Source organism: Kitasatospora setae KM-6054, from assembly GCF_000269985.1.
In the GTDB taxonomy this organism is placed as follows: domain Bacteria; phylum Actinomycetota; class Actinomycetes; order Streptomycetales; family Streptomycetaceae; genus Kitasatospora; species Kitasatospora setae.
Genome location: NC_016109.1, coordinates 4585646 through 4607574, shown reverse-complemented (window position 1 = coordinate 4607574; position 21929 = coordinate 4585646). Strand labels below are relative to the sequence as shown.

Annotated in this window: 20 protein-coding genes and 1 pseudogene; 14 read left to right on the top strand and 7 right to left on the bottom strand. The window is 68.3% G+C overall.

What is annotated here, in order from left to right:
• Positions 1-19 precede the first annotated feature (19 nt).
• Both KSE_RS20430 and KSE_RS20425 read right to left on the bottom strand, forming a co-directional pair.
• Positions 20-1321, bottom strand: a complete 1302-nt coding sequence (locus tag KSE_RS20430; RefSeq protein ID WP_014137240.1) for a M18 family aminopeptidase — start codon at positions 1319-1321, stop codon at positions 20-22.
• A gap of 303 nt (positions 1322-1624) precedes the next feature.
• Positions 1625-3454 carry an acyl-CoA dehydrogenase gene (locus tag KSE_RS20425; RefSeq protein WP_014137239.1) on the bottom strand — a complete coding sequence of 610 codons (1830 nt, stop codon included), beginning with the start codon at positions 3452-3454 and terminating at the stop codon, positions 1625-1627.
• A gap of 213 nt (positions 3455-3667) precedes the next feature.
• Between KSE_RS20425 and KSE_RS20420 the strand changes: the two genes are divergently transcribed.
• From KSE_RS20420 to KSE_RS20410, 3 genes and pseudogenes are all read left to right on the top strand, one after another.
• Positions 3668-4159, top strand: a complete 492-nt coding sequence (locus KSE_RS20420; RefSeq protein WP_014137238.1) for an SseB family protein — start codon at positions 3668-3670, stop codon at positions 4157-4159.
• 135 nt (positions 4160-4294) lie between these two features.
• Positions 4295-4525, top strand: a pseudogene (locus tag KSE_RS20415) (pirin family protein); the annotation flags it as partial.
• Positions 4526-4617: 92 nt separating this feature from the next.
• A complete protein-coding gene (locus KSE_RS20410) occupies positions 4618-5574 on the top strand; it encodes a pirin family protein (RefSeq protein WP_041293901.1) in 957 nt (318 codons plus the stop codon).
• A 133-nt stretch (positions 5575-5707) separates the two neighbouring features.
• On the opposite strand, the gene KSE_RS42245 is transcribed toward KSE_RS20410, so the two are convergent.
• The 3 genes from KSE_RS42245 to KSE_RS42240 all read right to left on the bottom strand — a co-directional run bounded on the left by KSE_RS42245 (position 5708) and on the right by KSE_RS42240 (position 7907).
• Complete coding sequence (locus KSE_RS42245) at positions 5708-6547, bottom strand: DUF6551 family protein (RefSeq protein ID WP_148283130.1); 840 nt, start codon at positions 6545-6547, stop codon at positions 5708-5710.
• A gap of 9 nt (positions 6548-6556) precedes the next feature.
• On the bottom strand, positions 6557-7147 hold the full coding sequence (locus tag KSE_RS40215; protein ID WP_231873196.1) for a hypothetical protein: 591 nt from the start codon (positions 7145-7147) through the stop codon (positions 6557-6559).
• A 406-nt stretch (positions 7148-7553) separates the two neighbouring features.
• Positions 7554-7907 (bottom strand): hypothetical protein, encoded by a 354-nt coding sequence (locus tag KSE_RS42240; protein ID WP_148283129.1) that lies wholly within the window; start codon positions 7905-7907, stop codon positions 7554-7556.
• Positions 7908-8074: 167 nt separating this feature from the next.
• Between KSE_RS42240 and KSE_RS20405 the strand changes: the two genes are divergently transcribed.
• On the top strand, positions 8075-8608 hold the full coding sequence (locus KSE_RS20405) for an NUDIX hydrolase (RefSeq protein WP_014137235.1): 534 nt from the start codon (positions 8075-8077) through the stop codon (positions 8606-8608).
• Here the strand turns inward: KSE_RS20405 and KSE_RS20400 are convergent, their stop codons facing one another.
• A complete protein-coding gene (locus KSE_RS20400; protein ID WP_014137234.1) occupies positions 8609-9922 on the bottom strand; it encodes a hypothetical protein in 1314 nt (437 codons plus the stop codon).
• A 173-nt stretch (positions 9923-10095) separates the two neighbouring features.
• Between KSE_RS20400 and KSE_RS20395 the strand changes: the two genes are divergently transcribed.
• The 10 genes from KSE_RS20395 (at position 10096) to KSE_RS38645 (ending at position 20115) form a co-directional block, all read left to right on the top strand.
• Complete coding sequence (locus tag KSE_RS20395) at positions 10096-10533, top strand: ATP-binding protein (protein WP_014137233.1); 438 nt, start codon at positions 10096-10098, stop codon at positions 10531-10533.
• Positions 10530-10727, top strand: a complete 198-nt coding sequence (locus KSE_RS44860) for a hypothetical protein (RefSeq protein ID WP_014137232.1) — start codon at positions 10530-10532, stop codon at positions 10725-10727. The genes KSE_RS20395 and KSE_RS44860 overlap by 4 nt, the downstream gene beginning before the upstream one ends.
• Positions 10728-10832: 105 nt before the next feature.
• Positions 10833-10961 (top strand): albusnodin family lasso peptide, encoded by a 129-nt coding sequence (locus tag KSE_RS41360; protein WP_106437698.1) that lies wholly within the window; start codon positions 10833-10835, stop codon positions 10959-10961.
• A gap of 78 nt (positions 10962-11039) precedes the next feature.
• Positions 11040-12731, top strand: a complete 1692-nt coding sequence (locus tag KSE_RS20390) for an albusnodin/ikarugamycin family macrolactam cyclase (RefSeq protein WP_014137231.1) — start codon at positions 11040-11042, stop codon at positions 12729-12731.
• Positions 12728-13345, top strand: coding sequence for a lasso peptide biosynthesis B2 protein (locus KSE_RS20385; protein WP_033259392.1), 618 nt, complete (start codon positions 12728-12730; stop codon positions 13343-13345). Before KSE_RS20390 ends, KSE_RS20385 begins: the two co-directional genes overlap by 4 nt.
• Positions 13346-13356: 11 nt before the next feature.
• Complete coding sequence (locus KSE_RS20380; protein ID WP_014137229.1) at positions 13357-13914, top strand: GNAT family N-acetyltransferase; 558 nt, start codon at positions 13357-13359, stop codon at positions 13912-13914.
• Positions 13915-15807: 1893 nt separating this feature from the next.
• Positions 15808-16197 carry an SCO3933 family regulatory protein gene (locus KSE_RS20375; RefSeq protein ID WP_014137228.1) on the top strand — a complete coding sequence of 130 codons (390 nt, stop codon included), beginning with the start codon at positions 15808-15810 and terminating at the stop codon, positions 16195-16197.
• A 127-nt stretch (positions 16198-16324) separates the two neighbouring features.
• On the top strand, positions 16325-17713 hold the full coding sequence (locus tag KSE_RS20370) for an FtsK/SpoIIIE domain-containing protein (protein WP_014137227.1): 1389 nt from the start codon (positions 16325-16327) through the stop codon (positions 17711-17713).
• A 300-nt stretch (positions 17714-18013) separates the two neighbouring features.
• Complete coding sequence (locus KSE_RS20365) at positions 18014-19474, top strand: replication initiator (RefSeq protein WP_014137225.1); 1461 nt, start codon at positions 18014-18016, stop codon at positions 19472-19474.
• The gene (locus tag KSE_RS38645) at positions 19471-20115 is read left to right on the top strand and encodes a recombination directionality factor (RefSeq protein ID WP_014137224.1); all 645 of its coding nucleotides are present in this window, start codon (positions 19471-19473) and stop codon (positions 20113-20115) included. The genes KSE_RS20365 and KSE_RS38645 overlap by 4 nt, the downstream gene beginning before the upstream one ends.
• Before the next feature lie 71 nt (positions 20116-20186).
• On the opposite strand, the gene KSE_RS20355 is transcribed toward KSE_RS38645, so the two are convergent.
• Positions 20187-21929, bottom strand: a complete 1743-nt coding sequence (locus tag KSE_RS20355) for a recombinase family protein (protein WP_231873195.1) — start codon at positions 21927-21929, stop codon at positions 20187-20189.

The window sequence follows — 21929 nt, the reverse complement described above, 5'->3', positions numbered from 1 at the left end:
CGCCCCCGTGCGCCCCGGCTCAGCCCTCCAGGAACGCCTTGATCGCGCTCGCCAGGTAGTGCGGGTCCTCGGCGCCGCACAGCTCGCGGGCGGAGTGCATGGACAGCGCGGCGATGCCGCAGTCGACGGTGGTGATGCCGAGCCGGGCCGCGGTGATCGGGCCGATCGTGGTGCCGCAGGGCATCGCGTTGTTGGAGACGAAGGTCTGCCACGGCACGCCGGCCTTCTCGCAGGCGGCGGCGAACACCGCCCGGCCGATGCCGTCGGTGGCGTACCGGTTGTTGACGTTGACCTTGAGGATCGGGCCGCCGTTGGGCATCGGGTGGTGGCCGGGCTCGTGCCGCTCGCTGTAGTTGGGGTGCACGGCGTGGCCCATGTCGGAGGAGAGGCAGACGGTGCCGGCCAGCGCGCGGGCGCGGTCCTCCAGGGTGCCGCCGCGGGCGTGGCAGGAGCGCTCCAGCACGTTGCCGAGCAGCGGGCTCTGCGCGCCGGTGTCGGACTCGCTGCCGGTCTCCTCGTGGTCGAACGCGGCCAGCACCGGGACGTACGGCAGCTCGCCGCCGGCCTCGGCGACGGCGGCCAGCGCGGCGGCGGCGGCGTGCACCGACAGCTGGTTGTCCAGCCGCGGGCCGGCCAGCAGCTCGCGGTCGCGGCCCAGGTAGGCGGGCGGCTGCACGTCGTGCGCCATCAGGTCCCAGCCCGTGACGTCGGCGGCGGCCAGCCCGGCCCGCTCGGCGACGTACTCCAGCAGCGCGCCCTCGGTGGTGCCGCCGATTCCCCAGATCGGCGTCAGGTGGCGCTGGCGGTCGAGCTTGAGGCCGTCGTTGACCCCGCGGTCGAGGTGGATGGCCAGCTGCGGGACGCGCAGCAGCGGCTCGTCCAGCCGCACCAGCCGGGTGGTGCCGTCGCGCAGCACGAGCCGGCCGGAGAGCCCGAGGTCCCGGTCCAGCCAGGTGTTGAGCGGGACGCCGCCGTAGATCTCCACCGCGACCTGCCGCCAGCCGGCCGAGCTGGTGTCGGGCACCGGCTTGACCCGCAGGTTCGGCGAGTCGGTGTGGGTGCCGACCACCCGGTACGGGGTCGCCGCGGTGGCGTTCTCCGGCACGTACCAGGCGATCAGGGCGCCGCCGCGCACCAGGTAGCGGCCGCCGCTGCCGCCGTCCCAGGCGTCCGTCTCGCTGACCCGCCGGAAGCCGACCCGTTCCAGCCGCTCGGCCGCGCTCGCCACCGCGTGGTACGGGGACGGGGAGGCGGCCAGGAAGGCGACGAGGTCGTCCGTGTGCTTCCGGTCGAAGTGGGCCGTTCGGGCGGCGGTCGACATTTTGCTCCTGGGTAGAGGGCGGGGCGGGCCTGGTGGGGTTGCGGGTCCGCACCACGAGCATATGCCCGTACACGGACAGGACCGCCGGAAGTCCGCAACGGTGACACAACAGTGAACGGAGCGCTACACAACGCCTCCGACCGGCCCCGGACGCTCCCGGACGACGCCCCGGACGGCACCCCTGGACGACGTCTCTGGACGACGTCCCGGCCGGCGCCCCGGAACGACGCCGCGGGGCCCGGTGCAGTACCGGGCCCCGCGGGGTGAGGGTGGGTCAGGCGGTCCGGTGGGGGCCGCGCCGGATCAGAACGCCTCCTCGGCCAGCTCCATCAGCTCGTTGTCGACGTTCTCGGCGATCTGGCGCTGCGCGGCGGTGGTCGGCAGCACGGTGCGGGCGAAGTGCTTCGCGGCGGCGACCTTGCCCCGGTAGAACGGGACGTCCTTATCGGAAGCGCCCGCCTCCAGCTTGGCCAGCGCGACGGCGGCCTGGCGCAGCAGCAGCCAGCCGACCACCACGTCGCCGGAGACCAGCAGCAGGCGGGTGGTGTTCTGGCCGACCTTGTACATGTTCTTCGGGTCCTGCTCGACCGCGGTCAGGTCGGCGATCAGGGTGCCGACGATGGCCTCCAGGTCGCCCGCGGCCTTGGCCAGCAGGTCGCGCTCGGCGGCCAGCGCGGCGCCGCCCTCGCCGGTGGCGAGGAACTTGCCGATCTGCTCGTTGACGGCGGTCAGCGCCTGGCCGCCGTCCTTGACGATCTTGCGGAAGAAGAAGTCCTGGCCCTGGATCGCGGTGGTGCCCTCGTACAGGGTGTCGATCTTGGCGTCCCGGATGTACTGCTCGATCGGGTACTCCTGCAGGTAGCCGGAGCCGCCGAAGGTCTGCAGCGACTGGGCGAGCTGCTCGTAGGAGCGCTCCGAGCCGTAACCCTTCACGATCGGCAGCAGCAGGTCGTTCAGGCGCTCGGCGGCGGCGTCGTGCTCGCCGCGCAGGCGGGCGGCCAGCATGTCGTCCTGCACCGAGGCGGTGTAGAGGACCAGGGCGCGCATGCCCTCGGCGTACGCCTTCTGGGTCAGCAGCGAGCGGCGCACGTCGGGGTGGTGGGTGATGGTGACGCGCGGCGCGGTCTTGTCCATGAACTGCGCGAGGTCGGCGCCCTGCACGCGCTCCTTGGCGTACTCCAGCGCGTTCAGGTAGCCGGTGGAGAGGGTGGCGATGGCCTTCGTGCCGACCATCATCCGGGCGAACTCGATGATCTTGAACATCTGGCGGATGCCGTCGACGGTCTCGCCGAGCAGCCAGCCCTTGGCCGGGTGCTTGGCGCCGAAGGTCATCTCGCAGGTGTTGGACGCCTTGAGGCCCATCTTGTGCTCGACGTTGGTGGCGTAGACGCCGTTGCGCTCGCCGAGCTCGCCGATCTCCCAGTCGAAGTCGTACTTCGGCACGATGTACAGGCCCAGGCCCTTGGTGCCCGGCTTGCCGCCCTCGGGGCGGGCCAGCACCAGGTGGACGATGTTCTCGGACATGTCGTGCTCGCCCGAGGTGATGAAGCGCTTGACGCCCTCGATGTGCCAGGAGCCGTCCTCCTGCTTGACCGCCTTGGTGCGGCCGGCGCCGACGTCGGAGCCCGCGTCCGGCTCGGTCAGCACCATGGTGGCGCCCCAGAGCCGCTCGACCATCCGCTGGGCGACCTTCTGCTGCTCCTCGGTGCCCTCGTCGAAGACGACGCCGGCGAAGGCCGGGCCGGAGGAGTACATCCAGATCGCCGGGTTCGAGCCGAGCACCTGCTCCGCGTACGCCCACACCAGCGAGTTCGGGGTGACCTGGCCGCCGATGCCCTCCGGGATGCCCAGGCGCCACCACTCGGCGTCCATGAAGGTCTGGTAGCTCTTCTTGAAGGTCTCCGGGATCGGAGCGGTGTTGGTCTCCGGGTCGAACACCGGCGGGTTGCGGTCGGCGTCGACGAACGAGGCGGCGAGGTCGTTCTCGGCCAGCCGGGAGATCTCGCTGAGGATGTTCTTCGCGGTGTCGACGTCCATCTCGGCGAACGGACCGGTGCCGTACACCTGGTCGCGGCCGAACACCTCGAAGAGGTTGAACTCCACGTCCCGCAGGTTGGACTTGTAGTGACCCATGACCGTTTCTCCGGTTCGTCTGCTCCACGGGCGGCCGCTTCCGGCGCACCGCTTACCCACCAGTACGCCCCATGATGCTACCCGTTGGTAACTTGTTCAAGCCCCCTGACGTGACAGGGGTATGAACGTGGTCACGTCCCACAATGGCGCCCCGCCCGGGATTGTGCGGATCACCCGCCCCCAAGCGGGTCGCGGCCCGATAGCCTTGTCCCCGTGTACGGCTACGAGCAGAGCGCCTACCAGGACCCCTACCAGCAGCAGCAGATGCAGCAGGGGATGTCCGGCATGCCCGGCCCCGGGTACGGCGACCCGCAGGCCGCCCAGCAGTCGCTCTACCCCGAACCCTCGCCGCCCTCGCTCGCCGACGCGGTGCGCGCCTTCACCACCGGCGCGATGCCGGTCGAGGACTTCCAGGCCATCTTCATCACCTCCAAGGTCTACTGCCCGCGCGGCGACCGCCCCGGCTTCCTGGCCCTGCACAACACCCCGACGCCGGTGATCCCGATGTTCAGCTCGCTCAAGGAGCTGAAGCGGTACGCCGGCAAGGAGTCCAAGCACTTCTCGGTGACCGGCGCCGAGATCCTCGACCTGCTGCCCACCGGCTACGGCTTCGCCCTGGACATGGAGGGCGAGCACCGGATGGTGTTCGACGCCCGCGCGGTCGAGCAGATGGTGGACTTCACCATGCGCCGCATGTACGGCTGACCCCTCCCTCCCCCTCCCCCCTTCCCTCCTCTCGGGCGGGAATGCACCCACATAGTTCAACGTTCAACCTTGCGAGTGGTTGATAGTTGAACTACTGTGGTGGACGTAGGCCACAGACCGCCGAAGGAGGCCGACATGCCCGCCGTGACCGTCGAGAACCCGCTGACCCTGCCCCGCGTCACCACCCCCGACGCGGTGCACAGCACCGCCCGCCCGGTCCTGACCGTGGCGACCGCACCCGAGGGCTACGAGGGCGAGGGCTTCCCCGTCCGCCGCGCCTTCGCCAAGATCAACCAGAAGTTCCTCGACCCGTTCATCATGATGGACCAGATGGGCGAGGTGGACTACGAGGCCGGCGAGCCCAAAAGCTAGCCCAGTTGGGGGACTACCCGCAACGAGGGTCTGACCTGCGGAAACGCAGCTGAACGTCCGAAACCGAACCCATCGAGGAGGCCGACATGCCTGCCGTGACCGTAGAGAACCCGCTGATCCTGCCGCGCGTGGCAGCCCCCGCCGAGGGCGCCAACGCCCGCCCGGTGCTGGCCGTCGCCACCGCCCCGGAGGGATTCGAGGGCGAGGGCTTCCCCGTCCGCCGCGCCTTCGCCAAGATCAACCAGAAGTTCCTCGACCCGTTCATCATGATGGACCAGATGGGCGAGGTGGACTATCAGGCGGGCGAGCCGAAGGGGACGCCTTGGCATCCGCACCGGGGCTTCGAGACGGTCACCTACATCATCGACGGCACGTTCATCCACCGGGACTCGCACGGTGGCGGCGGTACCATCACCGACGGTGACACCCAGTGGATGACGGCGGGCTCCGGCCTGCTGCACATCGAGACCCCGCCGGAGTCGCTGGTCATGTCGGGCGGCCTGTTCCACGGCCTGCAGCTCTGGGTGAACCTGCCCGCCTCGGACAAGATGATCGCCCCGAAGTACCAGGACATCCGCGGCGGCAGCGTCAAGCTCCTCGCCTCGGCCGACGGCGGCGGCCTGATCCGGGTCATCGCGGGCGAGATCGACGGCCACCAGGGCCCCGGTGCCACGCACACCCCCATCACGATGATTCACGCGTCCGTGAACCCCGGTGCGCAGGTCACCCTGCCCTGGCGCTCGGACTTCAACGCCCTCGCGTACGGCCTGGCCGGCAGCGGCTCGGCGGGCGAGGAACGGCGTCCATTCCGGATGGGCCAGGCGGTGGTCTTCGGCGACGGCGACAGCCTGACGATCCGCGCCGACGACAAGCAGGACTCGCGGTCGGCCAACTTCGAGGTGGTCCTGCTCGGCGGCCTCCCGATCCGTGAGCCCGTCGCCCACTACGGTCCGTTCGTGATGAACAGCCACCGCGAACTCCAGCAGGCCATGGAGGACTTCCAGGCCGGCCGCCTCGGCACTATCCCCGCCGACGCCCAGTAGGCGCCTATCTATGACGGTGCCTCCGCCGTCTGCACCACCTGTACCCGGGTGCAGACGGCGGAGGCACCGTCATACGTCTTACTGCTCTGCCCTGGAGAAGCTGCGGGCGGGAAGAATTTTTTGGCCGATTTATTCAGCCACCGATATTTTCTTGTACCTCACCCGATCGCGGGCCAGGAGGTCCCCATGTCGGCAGCTTGCCCGACCGTCGACCAGTGTTATAGGTCAACCGAATCACCTGGTCCACACCCTGGACTACAGTGCAGCTAGTTGCTTCCCGGAAACCTCGGCCCTTTCCAAGCAGACTGACGGGCCCACCCGCATGCCCGGCCAGCTTCTTGACCAAAACCGCCTCGTCGAGGTCTGGACAGGTCCTCAGAACAGATTCAAGCCCTTGCAGGATATGCGCGTTAACGGCATCTGGAATGTGCCCCCAAGCTCGCGTGACAATAGAAAGGCACCTTCGAAGAAGGTCGCCCGGGTTCCCAGGCACAGCTCGATAGATTGCCGTCATGGCAGCAACCGCATGGATCGTCTTAGCACCCGTCCCGTCTGCGATCTTCCAGCCAGCATCACCAGCGATTTTAACAATCGCCATCGCTTCTTCTCTGCCGGCAGTAACCTCTGCGAGGAACTTGTAGATGGGCTGGACTCGCCTATTGTCATTCAGCCCGAGAAATAGCTCCGCTTCCTCGGAAATTGTAAGTCCGTGGAAGACTTTCATGCCGATCTTGATATCGGCCCGATCTGCGGCCTTGCACAAAGCTCCACGATTCTGACCATCAACCCAGATATAGGTGCCGTCGATACGAGCCGAAACGGTGGGGACCCCCAGGCGTTTGACGTCAAATCCTTCGCGAAGCTTTCGCACGACCCATGTTTTGTCTACTGGCCTTGTATTAACCTGGGGGTCGGTAGTGATGGCCGAAGGGGCCAGTTCCTCAATGGTCGAAGTGTGGGAGGTTCTCAGCATCGGTATCTCCTAGAGCATGGACTGGATTCTGCTCAGAACTTTCTTGCTGCGTCGAATATCGGCACCCAACTGGGCCCTTTCGGCAGCCGTTAGCGGGCAGAGTTCACTGACTGCCGCCAATCCCGCACAAACTCCGGCAATACTGTCGATTCCGCGCCGAATATCGACCAATTGCCTTCTTGGTCCAGGAATTGACTCGGGGGATCGAGTTTCTTCTCGCGCAGGAAGATCCTTGACAGCATCACCGCCGGTGCCCTTCGGCTTATCCAGCTGATCCAAGCGATCGGGAATATCTCCCACTTGAAGCAAGGAGTGCAGATATTCGATTGCAGAGTAGCTCTTCCAGCCACTTGGCGGGCACTCGTAAGCTTCGACCATGAGGCGGAGAATTTTCCGCGCCCTATCAATATCCGCATCAGAAGAGATGGCCTCTTCCTGGGATTTGTGAATTACCGACCTGACTCGCCAGAGGGTGCTAGAAGAAAGGCCGACAGCCGGAGCCGTGTGCTTGTCGAACGGGAAGGAGCGAGACGACTCCCCATCTGGTCGCGGCACACCGTACAGAACGGCGGCGAGATCAACACGCTCGCGCAGGCTCATGGGGATCTCTGTAGCGGAATCGGAAGACTTAAGCTGCTCTTGCATGATTTCAGTTGCACACCGAAGGTCGTTCGCCACAAAAGCAGAAATCCGAGTGATCCCCGCCCGCTTACAGGCTGCCACCCTGCGGTATCCACTGAGAAGAGTCCTACCGTCAGAAAAAAGAACTACAGGCTGGACTAGCTTTTGCGAGGCAAGCGAAGCGACTAGGGCACGCAGATCTCCCAGTGATCCTCGAACCTGGGAGGTGGTTCTAATATCAGAAATAGAGATCTTAATATTTGCCTTCACGCTCCAGCTCCTCCGTGGCCTCATCGGGCAATTATCGGCCTCGGAGATATTTACGCAGAAGCACATGACGCAGGGCAAAAAAGTTCTCCGTCATGGGGCCATAGACCCGCAGAAATTACGCTGTTCGGGTGAACCAATCCAGGGGGTCGGGGCTAGGCAGGCACGTTGGTCTCGCTTCGTCGTAGTACTCGGCACAGCTCCGGCATGTGCCGAGCTGCACGCTTCCCACCACCGATGTATCCAGACTGCCCATGACGGAGGCCTTTACGACGTCGCCCGGCCTGTAGAAAATCGGCTCATCAGTACGGTTGGACGAGGCATAGCCAAAGGCAGATGAGACCAGCAACAGCCCTCCCCATTGCTGGAGCTGCCTGGAACCGGCCAGCTTGGCCGCGATGAACACTCCCATGTCGCCGAACGCTGGTGGAGGCACCGCATGGTCAAAACGGTCGTAGGGGGCGGCTGCCACTTGGGCAGCATGGCTAGGGCCGTCTCACCTGGGCGTCGTCAGTCCTCCAGGGCGGCCGCCATCTGCCCCGCCTCCATATTCGTCACTCTGACGCAAATTCGCCGGAGTGAGACCACCGCACTGCGTTGGTCTGACATGCTGAGGGTCCGTCGAGAGGGGCCGCAGCGATGCAGTGGAAGATCCACGGGGAACGTCCGATCTACGAGAACCCATGGGTGAACCTCTGGCTGGCTGACGTCGAGCAGCCTGATGGGCATCGTTGGGAACACCACGTGATCAAGTTGCGGCACCTGGCCGTCGCCGCCGTCGTGAACGGCGAACGGCAGGTGCTCATGATGTGGCGGCACCGCTTCATCACCAACACCTGGGCCTGGGAACTCCCGATGGGTCTGATCGAGCAGGGCGAGACCCCGGCGGACGCGGCGGTTCGGGAGGCGCTGGAAGAGACCGGCTGGAAGGTCGGCGAGGTCAAACCGCTGATCTACGCGCAACCGGCCAACGGGATCACCGACTCTGAGCACTTCGTCTTCCGCGCCGAGGCGGTGGAGTACATGGGCCCTCCGACGGAACGCAACGAGTCCGACCGGATCGAGTGGATTCCCTTGGCCGATCTGCGCGGCATGATCGACCGCCGCGAGATCGTCAGCAGTGGGACGCTGGTGGGCGTGCTCTACCTGCTGCTGGACGAGGCCGGGATCTGATCAGACGGTCACCTCGGCAATTCGTGTGACCACGTTTCGCACGGCCGTCGCGTCCGAGTAGGGCTCCAGAAGGTGCCGGAACTCCTGGAGGTGCGCGATCACCCTGGGGGATTCCACGATCGTTGCGAGGTCGAGTGCTTCCCCCACGGTGGCGCAAGCCAACTCGACCTTGTGGCGCTGGAGTTGGGTCCTGGCAAGCCAGAAGGTGTGGAAGGCGCGACCCCGGAGGTTCGTCGTGGGCCCGGCCGTCAGGGCGTCGGCGATCAGAGGTTCCGCCGCATCGGCGTCGCCGAGTTGGCCGAGGGCGATGCCGGTGTCCACGGTCAGCTTGGTCCGGTCGAAGTACTGGACCCACGCAGGATCGTCGTCCGCTTCGCTGATCCTCTCGAAGTAGTGGTGTGCCTCGCCGATCGCCTGATGGGTGGCCTCGTGGTCGCGGGCGCTGGCGTGGCCGAAGGCTTCACGAATGGACAGCATGGCCATCAGTCTCGGCGTACCGCCGTCAAGGCGTGCGCTGTCCTGCGCCGCCCGGACAAGTGCGATGGCGTCCCGAGGCTGGTCCTGGTAGGTCGCCTGGAGGCTGAGGCAGGCGAGCACGTTGGCGATGAACGGCCGGTCGTCGATCTCTCTCGCAAGGCGCAGGGACTGGGTGAAGTAGCTGCGAGCCGTGCTGTACTGCCGTGCGTCGAAGTACGTCCACCCGGTCAGGCGTGCGAGTTCGGCGGCAATGCCATGGAGACTGCGCCGGTAGTTGGGATCGGCCGTGTCCCGCAGTATGTCCGTGACGTACCTGAGCTGCCCGATGACCGCCGGGCGCAGAGCCTCCCCGCCGTGCTCGTCGTCGCGCCGCCAGTAGTCCTCAATCGATGCCTGAAGCGAGCGCAGCACCGTTGGCGTGACCTTGGTGCCGGCCGCGATGGCAAGGATGCTGTCCAGCTCGCTGCCGGGCAGCGCAGCATCAACCGGCCTGGTTTCCTTCGGAGTTCGGGCGGTCGGCACCGGGCGCTGGACGGGTACCGCCGGACGCTCCCAGCTTCGGACCGCAAGGCCGAGCATGTGCCCCGGAATCCGTAAGCCGTCCGCGATGCGCTCGATGACGGTCATGTTGGTGATCTTCCGCTTCCCCGAAATGACCTCACCCACCCTGCTTGGCGTCAGCTCGCAGGCGCGGGCGATCCGTGAAGGGTGGTAACCGCCTCTGCTCTTGGCCAGTTGGAAGATCCGAGCAAAGTCGCGCGCGGCGCACGCTGTGATCATCTCGGGTTCCGCCAGCAACCGGCCCGGCAGCCCGCGCGGCGCTCCGTACTCCGTCATGTCCGGCCTCCCCGGCGCCCTAAAGATCATCGCTCAGTGTTACGCGGGATAACTGACCGCGAGTTTACCCACGGTGGGTACACACGCTGGCCTTATCGGGAAAGGGGTCCTTTCTGGATTCTGGGACTCCTTCCGGGAAACCCCGGAGACCCGACCGAGACGGAGGCCGGCCCGTGCTGATCGGCCCGCTGGACACCACCCCCATCGACGTACCGATCGTGCAACCTACCGATTCGAGCTGCCTGCTGAGGCTCCCGTGCTGCCCCCAATCGGCCGGTTTCGCACGTAAGTTGGTGCGCTCTGCCCTGACGGCATGGTCCGCTCCGGAGTTGGACGACGTGGCCGCGCTGCTGGTCACCGAGCTGGTGGCCAATGCGGCGAAACACACGGGCTGTACGCGGATCGCGGTCGCCGTGCGGCGTCAGTCCTCCTCGGTGCGGGTGGGGGTCCGGGACTCCTCCGGTGAACTGCCTGCGCTGATGGCTCCCGCCCACGAAGCGGAGTCCGGTTACGGCCTGGGACTGGTCGCGGCACTCGCCCAGCGGTGGGGCGTGGAGTGCGCCCCGCGCGGCAAGTGGGTCTGGTTCGAGCTGAGGGTGGAAGCAACGTGAGTGATCTGTACGGAGCAGGCCGTCATCGCGGGAGCAGTGACGACCCGATCGAAGCGGTCGTGACCTTCCTGTGGCTGCTCGGGAACCTGGTCACCGTCCTGGTACTGGGGATGACGGCCTTCCTCCAAGTCGGTCACGGCCGCTTGGAACCGGTGGTGGCTCTCTCCGAGCCGGACCGCGAACCGGCGGCCTGATCGGCCCTGTGGCTCCCCGGGCCTCGTGAGTGTGGCCGGAGTCCGGGGCATCGATCCGCGGCGGGTTCTCCCGCCCCGAGTGGACCGGCAAAGGAGGTGATCAACATGCAGGAACTCACCCAGCTCGACGGAGAACCGGAGGAGGAGACCGTGCTCCTCGGTGACGCGGCGCTCCTGACTAAGGGCAGCTCGAACAACAGCGTGGAAGCCAAGCGCTCCCCGTACGACGCCTGACAGGTGATGGCGCGGCGGCACCGTCCGATTCCGGTGCCGCCGTGTCGTCGGTGGAGCACAGGTCACGGAGATGATCACATGAAGTGGTTCGGTGGGATGCTCGGCCGCCCCGTCGGCGCTCCGGTGCCGGTCGGCGCGCGGGTGCTGTGGCGCGGAGCGACGGTCTGGTCCGCCGGTGATGTGCCGGTGCGTCAGGCGCGGGGAGCCGGTGGGCTTCGGCTTGCGGTGTTCGGGCCGTGCGGTGCGACCGGCACCGAGTTGACCCGGCTTGTCGAGCGTGCCGAGTTCGGCCGGATCGACGCTGCGGCCGTCGCTTGGTCCGGCGCGTACACGTTGGTGCTGGACGACGGGCGCGGCACGGTGACGGTCTGGGCGGACCCCGCCGGTGCTGCTCCCGTCTACCTCTCCACTGCGGGCAACAACCCGGTATGGGCGTCGAGTTCGCTCGCACTCGCCTCCCTGGTCGGTGCCGGCCCCGATACTGCCTGGCTCGCCGCGCACCTTTCCGACCCCACTGCCTGGGTGCCCGGCCGCTCGGCCTGGACGGGGGTGGAACAGCTCCCGCCCGGGTATCGCTGGACGGCCACCGAACACGGGACCTGTGCGATCACGCCGTTCCGGCGGGAGCTGCGGTTGGCCTGGTCCGATGCTGTGCAGCGGCTCCGTGAAGACCTTACGGACGGCGTGGCGATCCGGGTCACGGACCGCATGGCCTCCTCTGACCTGTCGGGGGGCCTGGACTCCACCACCCTCGCCGTACTGGCCTCGAAGTGCGGCCCGGTGGTCGGCCTCACCTACCACCCCAAGGGCCGCGAGGAAGGCGGGGACCTCGACCACGCCCGTACCGTCGCCCACGCATTCCCCCGTATCCGCCACCGGTTGATGGCGCTCGGGCCGGAGCACCTGCCCTTCACCGACCTGGGCACCCTCCCCCTCACCGACGAACCCGCCCCGTCCGCGATCACTTCCGCTCAACTCCTCGCACAGTTCCGCCACTTGGCATCCGACGGGATCGCGGTACATCTGACCGGCGACGGCGGTGACTCGCTGTTCATGCCTCCTCCGGCCCATCTCGTGGACCTCGCGCGCTCCGGCCGACTGCTGCGGCTGGCCCGCGATGCCCAGACCTGGGCGCGGCTGTACCGCACGAGTCCGTGGAAAGCCGTGGCCTCCGTCGTGGGCGACCCCGGTGCGACGGCCGTCCCGATGCCATGGCTGACCACCAACACCCTCGACCTCGCCGCGTCCGCCACCATGCCGCACCCCGACACCAGCGGCCTCGGGCACGCCGATCGACTGCTGCTGCAAGAAGCCCGCTACGTCGGCCGTACCGCCGCGACGGAGAACCAGCTCGCCGCCGTGCACGGCATCACCATGCACAACCCCTTCACCGACACCCGCGTTGTGGAGTCGGTCCTCGCGGCCCCGGCCGCCGACCGCTGGTCGGCCCGCCGCTACAAGCCGATGCTGTCCGACGCCGTGGCCGGACTGCTTCCGCCGAGCGTCCTCGGCCGGGGTGCGAAAGGCATCTTCACCGCCGACCACCACCAGGGGCTACGGGCCAACCAGAGCGCGGTCCTGGACTTGGTAGACGGCCACCTCGCCGCCCTCGGCCTGCTCCGGCCGGCTGCTCTGCGCTCGCTGCTGCGCAATGCCGCCCTCGGGGCGGACGTCCCGTGGGGTCTGATCGAACCCGTCCTGGGCACCGAGCTGTGGCTCCGCGCCGCTGAGTCGGTCACCCGGACCGTCCGTTGGGAGATCCCGGCATGAGGCCGCCCCTCCCGACGGTGCACACCGTCACCGCCCTGACCCGCCGGGCGGGCGTGGTCGTCAACTACCGCAACGGGGAGACCGTCCTCCTCACCGGCGACGCGCTGAACCGGTGGCTCGCTGCTCTGGAGAACAGCCCCGCGCCCGCTCCGGTACTCGTCCACGACCCGGCCGTCTCCTGGGGCACCAGCGAAGTGCCGGTGCGCCTGCCCGCCGTCGGACGCCCGCCGCTGGCCTGGCGGATCGCTGCAACCGCCGTGCTGGCTACCACCCTTGCGGTTCGTACGGCCGGTCCCCGATCGGAGCGGTTCGGACGGCTGCGCCGCCTCGCCGAGACGGGCAGCGCGCTGCCGCCGCCCTCCGCCGCGCACGCGAGCCTCGCCGTCCGCTCGATCCGCTGGGCTGCCGGAAACGTTCCCGCCCGGGTCGCCTGCCTGGAAGAGTCGGCCGCGGCTGCCCTGCTGCTCACCCTCGGCGGGCGCGGCGGTGTCTGGCGCCACGGCATCGCCACCGACCCGATACGGCTGCACGCCTGGATATGCGACGGCGACGGCCGTCCGGTCGAAGAACCGGCGCACACCGACCACTACACCCCGATCAACCCCCGACCCTGAACGAGGCACCCATGTCCCGCACCCCGCTCGTCCTGCTCGACGGCACCCGCGTCAGCCTGGCCATGCCCAGCCGTGACCACCTGGAGGAGTACCACCGCTGGGAGAACGACCCCGGCACCATCCTCGGCTTCGGTACCCAGGTCGCCCAGTCCTGGGAGGTCCGCGCCGGTGGCTGGGAGGCGCAGGGCCGCAACCGCAACTATCCGCAGTTCGAGGTCATCGGCACCACCGACCACACCCCCCTCGGCCTGACGACCCTTCAGATTGACCCGGCCGTCCGCACCGCCGAGTTCGTCATCCTCCTCGCCCCCGAAGCCCGGGGTAAGGGCCTCGCCACCGAGGCGACCGCGCTCACGCTGCGCTGGGCCTTCCAGTACGCCGCCCTGCGCACGGTCTGGCTCAAGGTCCTCGAACCCAACGTGGCGGGCGTCGCCGCCTACCAGAAGGCCGGGTTCAAGCCCGCCGGCCGCCTGCGCCAGTCCGGATTCTGGCTCGGCCGCCTCTGCGACGAACTCCTGATGGACGCCACGGCGGAGGACAACCTCCTGATGCCCTGGACGGGTGTCTGACCCAACGCCTGACGGATCGACACAGGCTGCCCCTGGCGTTCGACAGGCGGGGGCAGCCGCATGAGGAAACCAGGGGATTTGATGGGTGAATTGCGTGCCCCGGGGCTGGTGGCCCTTGATGATCAGGTCCGCGCTGCGGGTGTTCATGCTTCGCTGTGGCTGACTGCGCAGGGCAGAAGAGAGTCCGCTCTCCCAGTGGCCCAGGCTCCGCGATGGCAGCGTGATGCCTTGGCCTTGATGATGGCCGTGAGCGAACGGGGCTCGCTCAGGTCGTGCGGACATCTGACAGACAGCCCGCAGCCGGTTGCTCTGCTGGTTGAAGAACCGGGGGTGCTGCTGTGCCTCGTCTGCTACAAGGCGAAGGAAGCGGATCGACGCTGCTCGGAGTGCGGCCAACCTTCCGGGAGGCTGTCGCTGGAGGGTGGTGTTGAGGATGCGATCCGTGGCCCGCTGGTGCTCTGGTCGCGGTGCAGGTGCATGCATTGCGTGCGGTCAACAACTTCTCCCGGCGGGACATTTGGCCACGAATAGGTATGCAGCGCAGGCATGTTGAACTCGCGCAGCCAGCACCAACAGAGGGCGTTCCCTTGTCGGGAAACCGACGATGGGGACCATTCCGGCCGGGCTCCCCGTAGCTGCCGAGAGTAGGGGTGGGCGGGTTCGGTCAAGCCCGCTTCCTGGAGCAGTAGTTGGCGATGGTGGCCAGCGTTGCGGGCTTGACGGGTTCCGTCCGCCCCGGATCATCGAGCAGCGGGGAGCCTGGACGAACGGCGCTCAGCCATCGGCTGTGACCTGCTCACGGTGCCGCCTGTGCCTGTCCGGGCTCCTGCCGGGCCCCGTGCCGCCTTCCGAACACGTTCTTGCGCCGCCAGTGGGGCCGCCCTTAGCGGGGCGCGAGACAGGAGCGGCGGGCGGAGACGCGGCGGCGCGCGGCCCGCCATCGGCGGGCCGCCCTTGATCCAGTAAAGAAAGTCTGAACACGCCCTTTCGGCTCCGCGTTCGCCTTCCCGGCCGTGTGTCCTCCGACCGTGCCCACTTGGCCGACAGCGGTTCCAAGATCCGACAGCGGCCCTGCCTCCGCCCTGCCCGCCCCCGCTGCCGTCGATCGCCTCACCGCTAGCCCGTGGGCGGTACTGCTCCGGGCTCTGCCTCGCCTTGCTCCCCGGCGTGTTCCGGAAGGCCGGTGCGGGCGGCTACCACGAGACCAGCCGGACGGGTTCGGCCGCCGGGGCCCGAGGGTGGGTCGTGCGGGGCTTCGGAGCGACCCGCGCAGACGCCTAGCACAAGATCAGCCCGATACGTCGGGCCGTCGGTGGCGGAGGGTGGGAACGCGGCCGGGTCGTCTACCAGCTTTCTCCGGCCGCACCAAGCCTGAAAACCGCAGCAAACTGCTCTCACGACGTGCCGCAGAGCCCCGAAAAGGCCATGTGGCACACACCACAAAGCAATTTGCTGCCGCCTTCAACTCGCTTGCAGCGAAAGAAGATTAACAAACTCGGAGGGTTCCAATGATGAGACAGGCAGGGGCCTGATAGCAGCAGGTGTGTCTCCCCGCCAAGTAGATGACACGGAGATACGGTCTGCGAAATTCTGTTGTCTGCGCCGCCGTCCGGAGCCACTGCCCAGCGAAAGGAAGCACCGGACCGGCGGCAGGGTGTGGGTTGCGCCACACTCCGGGTGGGCTGGTCGTTCTCGCCCGCTCGTGCCGTTTCTCATCGTCTCTCGCTTGCTCTCGGGCCGGTCGTGCGGGCTCCGAAACGCCCCTCGACAGCACCGGCAGGCGTCGGTTTCTCTTGTCCCGCACACCCCGCTCGACGGGGTGAACAAAGGGCCGGAGAAACGTTTCTCCACCTTCCCCCTCCCCTTTTCCCTTACCCCTTCCTGGAGTTTTCCATGGCTCGTATCACCATCCGTCCCGACCTGACCGGCACCGTCCACATGGTCGCCTCCCCGCCCGCCGTGAAGCTGGCGGACGCCTCGACCGGCCTGGTCGCCACCGACCGCGAGAGCGGCGCGACGCTCTACACCGTGCAGTTGGTGGAGACCTACGAGGGCACCGCACAGCTGATCAAGGTCACCGTCCCGGAGGGCGGTGTGGACACTTCCCTCGCCCCGGGTTCGGTCGTGCGCCCGGTCGGCCTGGTCGCCACCCCGTGGGCGAACGTCTTCAACGGCCAGGTGTCCAACGGCGTCGCCTACCGCGCCGAGTCGCTGTCTGTCCTCTCGGCCGTCGCGCTGCCCGCGAACGCCGCCGTGGCCGCGCCGAAGGCGGCCAAGTCGTGATCGGCAGAGCCGCCCCGGCCGGGCCGGTGGAGCCTCCCCTCCTCGGCCCGGCCGGGCCCTGCCCCCATGCTCTCTCCTGCCGGGCCCGCACACCCGGCACCGCGCCAACTCCCCTCAGGACACCCTCTTGTCGCTCACCCCAAGCCCCACCCTCGGGGCTGACTTTCTGCCCGCCCTGATCCGGGCCTTCCCCGCCCCGCTGCTCTACGGCCTCGCCGCCCTGCTGCTGGTGATGTTCGCCCGGGGGCTGTTCGTCGCCGGCCGCTACATCGCCTCGGACCGGGACACCCGGACCAGCCGTCGTCAGGCGTTCTGGATTCGCCGCCGCTGGGCCCGCCTGTCCAAGGCCCTCGGCCTGGTGACCGTCGACCGCCACCCCACCCTCGGACAGACCGTCGTCATCGACGGCCAGCGACGACGCGAACCCGCGATCCACGTCCCCAAAATCGCCACCAAGTGCGACCGCTACGGCGTGCGGATCACCGTCCGCACCACCCCCGGTGTCGGCCTCGCCGAATTCCAGCGCCACGCCGAGCACTTGGCGGAAGCCTGGAACTGCACCCGGGTCTCCGTCGCCGTGGACCGGCCCGGCTACCTGGTCCTGCGCGCCGTGCGCACCGAACCCCTCGCCGCCAAGCGCACCACCGCCCCGGACGGCTCCGCGCCCGCCGACCTGTCGGTGTGGGACCTCGGCCTCGATGAATACGCCGTGCCCGCCGTGCTGCGCATGGCCGAGGTGCCGGGAATGCTGGTCGGCGGCCTACCCGGCAAGGGCAAGAGTTCGCTGATCAACGGGCTGCTCTCCCAGCTCGCCCCATCCGGGGCCGTGCAGTTCGCCGTCGCCGACGGCAAGGTCTACAAGGCCGAGGAAGGCGACTACGCGGACGTGGCGGAGCGCCTGTTCGCCTTCGCCGGCGCGAACCTGGAGGAGGCGAACACCCTCTTCAAGCGCCTTGTCCAGCTCCGCCGCGACCGCGCCGAGCAGATCCGCCGCACCCTCGGTGTAACGAACATGTGGCACCTCGGCCCCACCCCGAAGTGGCCGCTGGTCGTCCTGGTCGTGGATGAGGCTCACACCTTCTTCCGGGACTTCCGGGGCAGTGACCCGGAGACCAAGCGTCTCGCGGCCCTCGCGCAGGAGAACGCCCGGCTGGTGGAGGAACTGGTCAAGATGGGCCGCGCGCCCGGCTTCCTGGTCATCCTGATCACCCAGAAGCCCACCGGCGACGCGATCCCCACTGCGATCCGCGACGTGTGCCCGGTCGCCCTCTCCTTCGCCCAGCGCAGCACCGAAGCCGCGGTGGCCACCCTCGGCGACAACATCCGGAAGTGGAAGGACATGGACCCCAGCACCATGCAGCACCCCGACTTCGTCGGCGTCGCCGTCATGGCCCGCGAAGGCCACGAAGGCTTCATCCGGGTCCGCACTCCCTACGTCGCCCCCGCCTACGTCGCCCGCATCGCCAAGGCCACCGCGCACCTCACCACCGACCCCGCCCACCTCCTCGCGGCCTGACGGAAGGAGAACCGCCGTGAAACCCGCCCTTCCGCTCCTCCGCCGCACAGTGGCCGCCCGACCGCCCATCCCGTCCCGCCGGACGCCCGACCGGCACCGCAACACCGCCCCCGTCCGGATCACCCGGAACCTGATCCGAGGCCCGCGCCGCATCTGTCTGCGCCTGCCGATCTGACCGCCACCGCCTGACCCACCCCTCACCCGCCTCGCGCCGACCGCGAGCACCGCAACCCCTCGCGGTCGGCGCGACGGCACCCCCATGCCCGAACCCCTCCCCAACTGCCCGGAAGGACAGCCCCGATGACCGAACCCGACCCCCGCACGGTCCCCTCCCTGTTCACCCGGGACCTGATCACCCTCGCCCAGCGCGACGACTTCGACCGCATCGAACACGCCGTCCAGCGCCTGGCCGGCTGCACCCAACCCGTCCAACTGACCGGCCGCACCACCACCCTCGACGCCACCACCCACGAAGTGCTCCGGCACTACACCACCGACACCGAACCCCTCGGCCGCCTCCTCGTCGCCTGCGGCAACCGCCGCGCGAGTCGCTGCCCGGCCTGCTCCCGCACCTACGCCGCCGACACCTACCACCTCATCCGCGCCGGACTCTCCGGCGGCAAGGGCACCCCCGAACAGGTCCGCACCCACCCGCGCGTCTTCGCCACCCTCACCGCCCCCACCTTCGGCCCCGTCCACAACCGCCCCACTACCCGCACCGGCAAGCCCTTCCCCTGCCGCTGCGGCACCCTCCACGGAGCCGACCACCCCACCCTCGGCACCCCGCTGGAGCCCACCGCCTACGACTACACCGGAGCCGTCCTCTTCAACGCCCACGCCGGAGCCCTCTGGGCCCGCTTCACCACCTACCTGCGCCGAGCCGTCGCCCACGCCGCCGGACTCACCACCACCGAACTGCGCGAGCACTGCCGCGTCTCCTTCGCCAAGGTCGCCGAGTTCCAAAAGCGCGGCCTGGTCCACTTCCACGCCATCGTCCGACTCGACGGCCCCGACGGCGGAACCACCGCCCCGCCCTCCTGGGCCACCCCCGACCTGCTGACCGGCGCCGTCCGCCAGGCCGCCGAACGCGCCGTCGTCACCGTCACCAGCGACGCCATCGGCGAACGCCAACTCCGCTGGGGCGCACAGATCGACGTCCGCGAGATCGCCCGCCCCGACCGCACCGCCGACCCCGCCGAACCGCTCACGGACGCCGCCGTCGCCGGCTACATCGCCAAGTACGCCACCAAGAGCGCAGAGGGCACCGGCACCATCGACCGCCCCCTGTACTGCGCCACCTGCAAGGGACGCGGCCGGACCCCCACCGTCCCCGGCCTCACCGCCGAATGCCGCACCTGCGACGGCACCGGCCTCGCCGACCCCCTCGCGGACCTCAAGGTCGCCGCCCACGTCCGGCAGATGATCCGCACCTGCTGGCACCTCGGCGCACTCCCCGACTTCGCCGGGCTCAACCTCACCAAGTGGGCCCACATGCTCGGCTTCCGGGGCCACTTCTCCACCAAGTCCCGCCGCTACTCCACCACCCTCGGCACCCTGCGCGGAGCCCGCCGCACCTGGCAGGCCGAACAGGCCCGCATCCGCGACGGACGGCCCGTCCTCGACCCCGCCACCACCCTCGTCCTGTCCGACTGGCGCTACCTCGCCACCGGCTACACCCCCGGCGAAGAACTCCTCGCCCAAACCGTCCGCGACAACCGCGCCGCCACCCGACGCCTCAAGCGGGAGGGGGACAGCAAGTGACCGTCCTCGCCCTACCGCTCACGGACGAACACCTTCCTCTGTGGCCGACGGCTCCGACCACGGGACGCTTCTACACCGGGCGTCGGAAGGAGAACCGCCCTGAGTCGCTGCCGAGTTGGCGGCTGTCCGACACCACTGCGGAAACGGCCTCGGCCGTCGCCCTGGTCCTCGGCGGCCTGCCGACGTTGGACGACGGACAAGCCGATCTGGTGACTCGCTCGGCCGTTCTTCCGGTTGTCCTCGACAGCCCCGCCGCCGTGTCCACCGAACTGCGGCTGTGGGGCCCGAAGGGGCTCGTCCACCACTGCGACGGAACGCTGTTCCTATCGCCTTCCGACCTGCGCGGTATGCCGTGCGGCTGCCCCGTCTCGGCCGGCGAACGCTCCGCGCTCGCCAAGCGGCTCCAAGCTCCGCAACCGGAGACCACAGTCTCCTTCCGGCTCGCCGGACACCCGGAGCTGGGCCGGTTCGAGTTCCGGTCGCCCTCCCGGCTGTTCGCCGACTCCGCCGCCGAGGTCCGTTCCCGGCTCGTCGGGGCCACGGGCGACACCATCTGCCGCCTCGCCCTCGAACTGGTCACCGTCCTCGTGTCCGGTGGCGCTGAACTGTCCTTCCGAGCACCACGGTTGGCCATCGACTGATCACTGCCCAACACAGAGAGCGTGCCCCGAACATCACCGTTCGGGGCACGCTCTTTCTGTTGCTCTTGCCGCTACAGGGCTCGTCCGGCGCTCTCCTCCGCCTGCTCGCTCCGCTTCGCAAAGTCGATCGTCACCCGCTCGTGAACGGGCGTCCGCCCACCGCGCTCCTTGGACTTGTAGACGGTGATGCGGTCCACGAAGAGCTTGATGAACTTCCGGCGCTCCGCGATGGTCGCACCCGCCCACCAGGAGCCCGGGCCGATCGGGTCGGCGGCCGGGTCTGCGGGCAGCCACTCCGCGATGGGGATCACCGGCGTGATGACCTCCTCCAACGTCGCTATCCGGGCCTCTGCGGCTTCGAGCAGGCTCAGCAGGGCAGTCTCCTCCGCAATGAACCGGCGTCGGCCGATGTCACCCCGGAAACCGCCCGCCTTGCGGTCGTCGTACAGATCTTCGAGGGCTCGCACGGCGTCAGCCCTCTCGGCCACCAGCATCGCGCGTTCACGGGCATGCTCGGGTGCCTCGTTGGCCACGCCGAAGCGACGAGTGGCCTCGGCGAGGACGGCCAGCGCTTCATGATCGTTCTCAACCTCGCGCAGCAGGGCGAAGACGCTCCGGGCCGTGTGGTCGTCAAGCGCTGGCTGGCTGATGGTGCACTCCCCGGCGTGCTGGCCCGGCAGCACCTTGCGGCGGCGGCACCGATATGACCGCTTGACCCTGCTGGCGTCGCCATGCGAGGTCTTCACCGCACCGCACTCGCAGAACAGCACGTCCATCGCACTGAGCAGCGCTTGGCCCCTCGACAGGCCCTTTCCTCGGCCCCGGCCGTCAAGCCACTCCTGGAGTTCGTACCACTCCTCGGGCGGGATGATCGGGTCGTAGATCTGGAGCGGCTTCATGGTCTCGGGGTCTCGCAGGATGCGGTAGCTCTCGATCTGGGTCGTCGTCTGGCCGTCCTCGGTGATCTTGTACACAGGTATGGCCGCGAACCCGGCTATCCGAGGATCGCGCAAGATGCGCTTGACGGTCTTCGTGTCCCACGCGCTGTCCTTGGTCTTCTTCCCGTAGGTCGCTCCGCGCGTGGGCACGATGACCTCGTTGTTCATACTGTTGACGATGCCACCCAGCGAGCCCGGGTGCCGTCGCTGCTTCGGGTCGTACGGCTCGTCCTTGTGCTTCTTGATCGTCGCCCACCAGCCCTGAATGACCTCGGGCTCTTTCTCCGTGTGCACCAGGATCTGGACGACGATGGGCTTGCCGTCCGCCGTGAACCTGGTCACTGCCTTGAGTTCGAACCCGTACGGAGCCTTGCCTCCGGTGTACCCGCCGAGGTCACGGGCGGTGTTCTTCGCCCCGGCGACGGCTTCGCTCTTGTTCTTGCTCTCGTTGTGGGACTGGTCGAGCCTCATGATCAGATGGATCAGGTCCACCAGGTTGCCCTTGCGGAACTCACCCTCGGTGACACTGACGATGGTCACGCCGAGGTTCAGCAGCTCGATCACGATCGGGATCGCATCGAGCGGGTCCAGCCGGGACAGGCGGCTGATGTAGTAGACGATCAGCAGGTTGATCCGGCCCGCGCGGCACGCCTGCAACAGCTTCTCGAAGTCCGGCCGCTCGACCCCCGTGAAGGCGGAGATGCCGAGGTCTTCGTAGTGGGTGATGGACGCGGCGTTGCGCTTCCTGGCCTCCTCAACGCCTTTTTCGCGCTGAGTGATGGTGGACGCCTCGCTCGCGTTCTCCCGCGCGTCGGACTGGCGGGAGTAGATGGCCGCATGGACGTCCATACCGGTGATGACGTTTGGTGTGGACAC

Bases quoted from the DNA above. Each gene is read 5' to 3' on its own strand.
- KSE_RS20430 (WP_014137240.1), bottom strand. From the start codon at position 1,321: ATGTCGACCGCCGCCCGAACGGCCCACTTCGACCGGAAGCACACGGAC.
- KSE_RS20425 (WP_014137239.1), bottom strand. From the start codon at position 3,454: ATGGGTCACTACAAGTCCAACCTGCGGGACGTGGAGTTCAACCTCTTC.
- KSE_RS20410 (WP_041293901.1), top strand. From the start codon at position 4,618: ATGCCTGCCGTGACCGTAGAGAACCCGCTGATCCTGCCGCGCGTGGCA.
- KSE_RS42245 (WP_148283130.1), bottom strand. From the start codon at position 6,547: ATGCTGAGAACCTCCCACACTTCGACCATTGAGGAACTGGCCCCTTCG.
- KSE_RS40215 (WP_231873196.1), bottom strand. From the start codon at position 7,147: ATGAGCCTGCGCGAGCGTGTTGATCTCGCCGCCGTTCTGTACGGTGTG.
- KSE_RS20405 (WP_014137235.1), top strand. From the start codon at position 8,075: ATGCAGTGGAAGATCCACGGGGAACGTCCGATCTACGAGAACCCATGG.
- KSE_RS20400 (WP_014137234.1), bottom strand. From the start codon at position 9,922: ATGACGGAGTACGGAGCGCCGCGCGGGCTGCCGGGCCGGTTGCTGGCG.
- KSE_RS41360 (WP_106437698.1), top strand. From the start codon at position 10,833: ATGCAGGAACTCACCCAGCTCGACGGAGAACCGGAGGAGGAGACCGTG.
- KSE_RS20390 (WP_014137231.1), top strand. From the start codon at position 11,040: ATGAAGTGGTTCGGTGGGATGCTCGGCCGCCCCGTCGGCGCTCCGGTG.
- KSE_RS20385 (WP_033259392.1), top strand. From the start codon at position 12,728: ATGAGGCCGCCCCTCCCGACGGTGCACACCGTCACCGCCCTGACCCGC.
- KSE_RS20380 (WP_014137229.1), top strand. From the start codon at position 13,357: ATGTCCCGCACCCCGCTCGTCCTGCTCGACGGCACCCGCGTCAGCCTG.
- KSE_RS20375 (WP_014137228.1), top strand. From the start codon at position 15,808: ATGGCTCGTATCACCATCCGTCCCGACCTGACCGGCACCGTCCACATG.
- KSE_RS20365 (WP_014137225.1), top strand. From the start codon at position 18,014: ATGACCGAACCCGACCCCCGCACGGTCCCCTCCCTGTTCACCCGGGAC.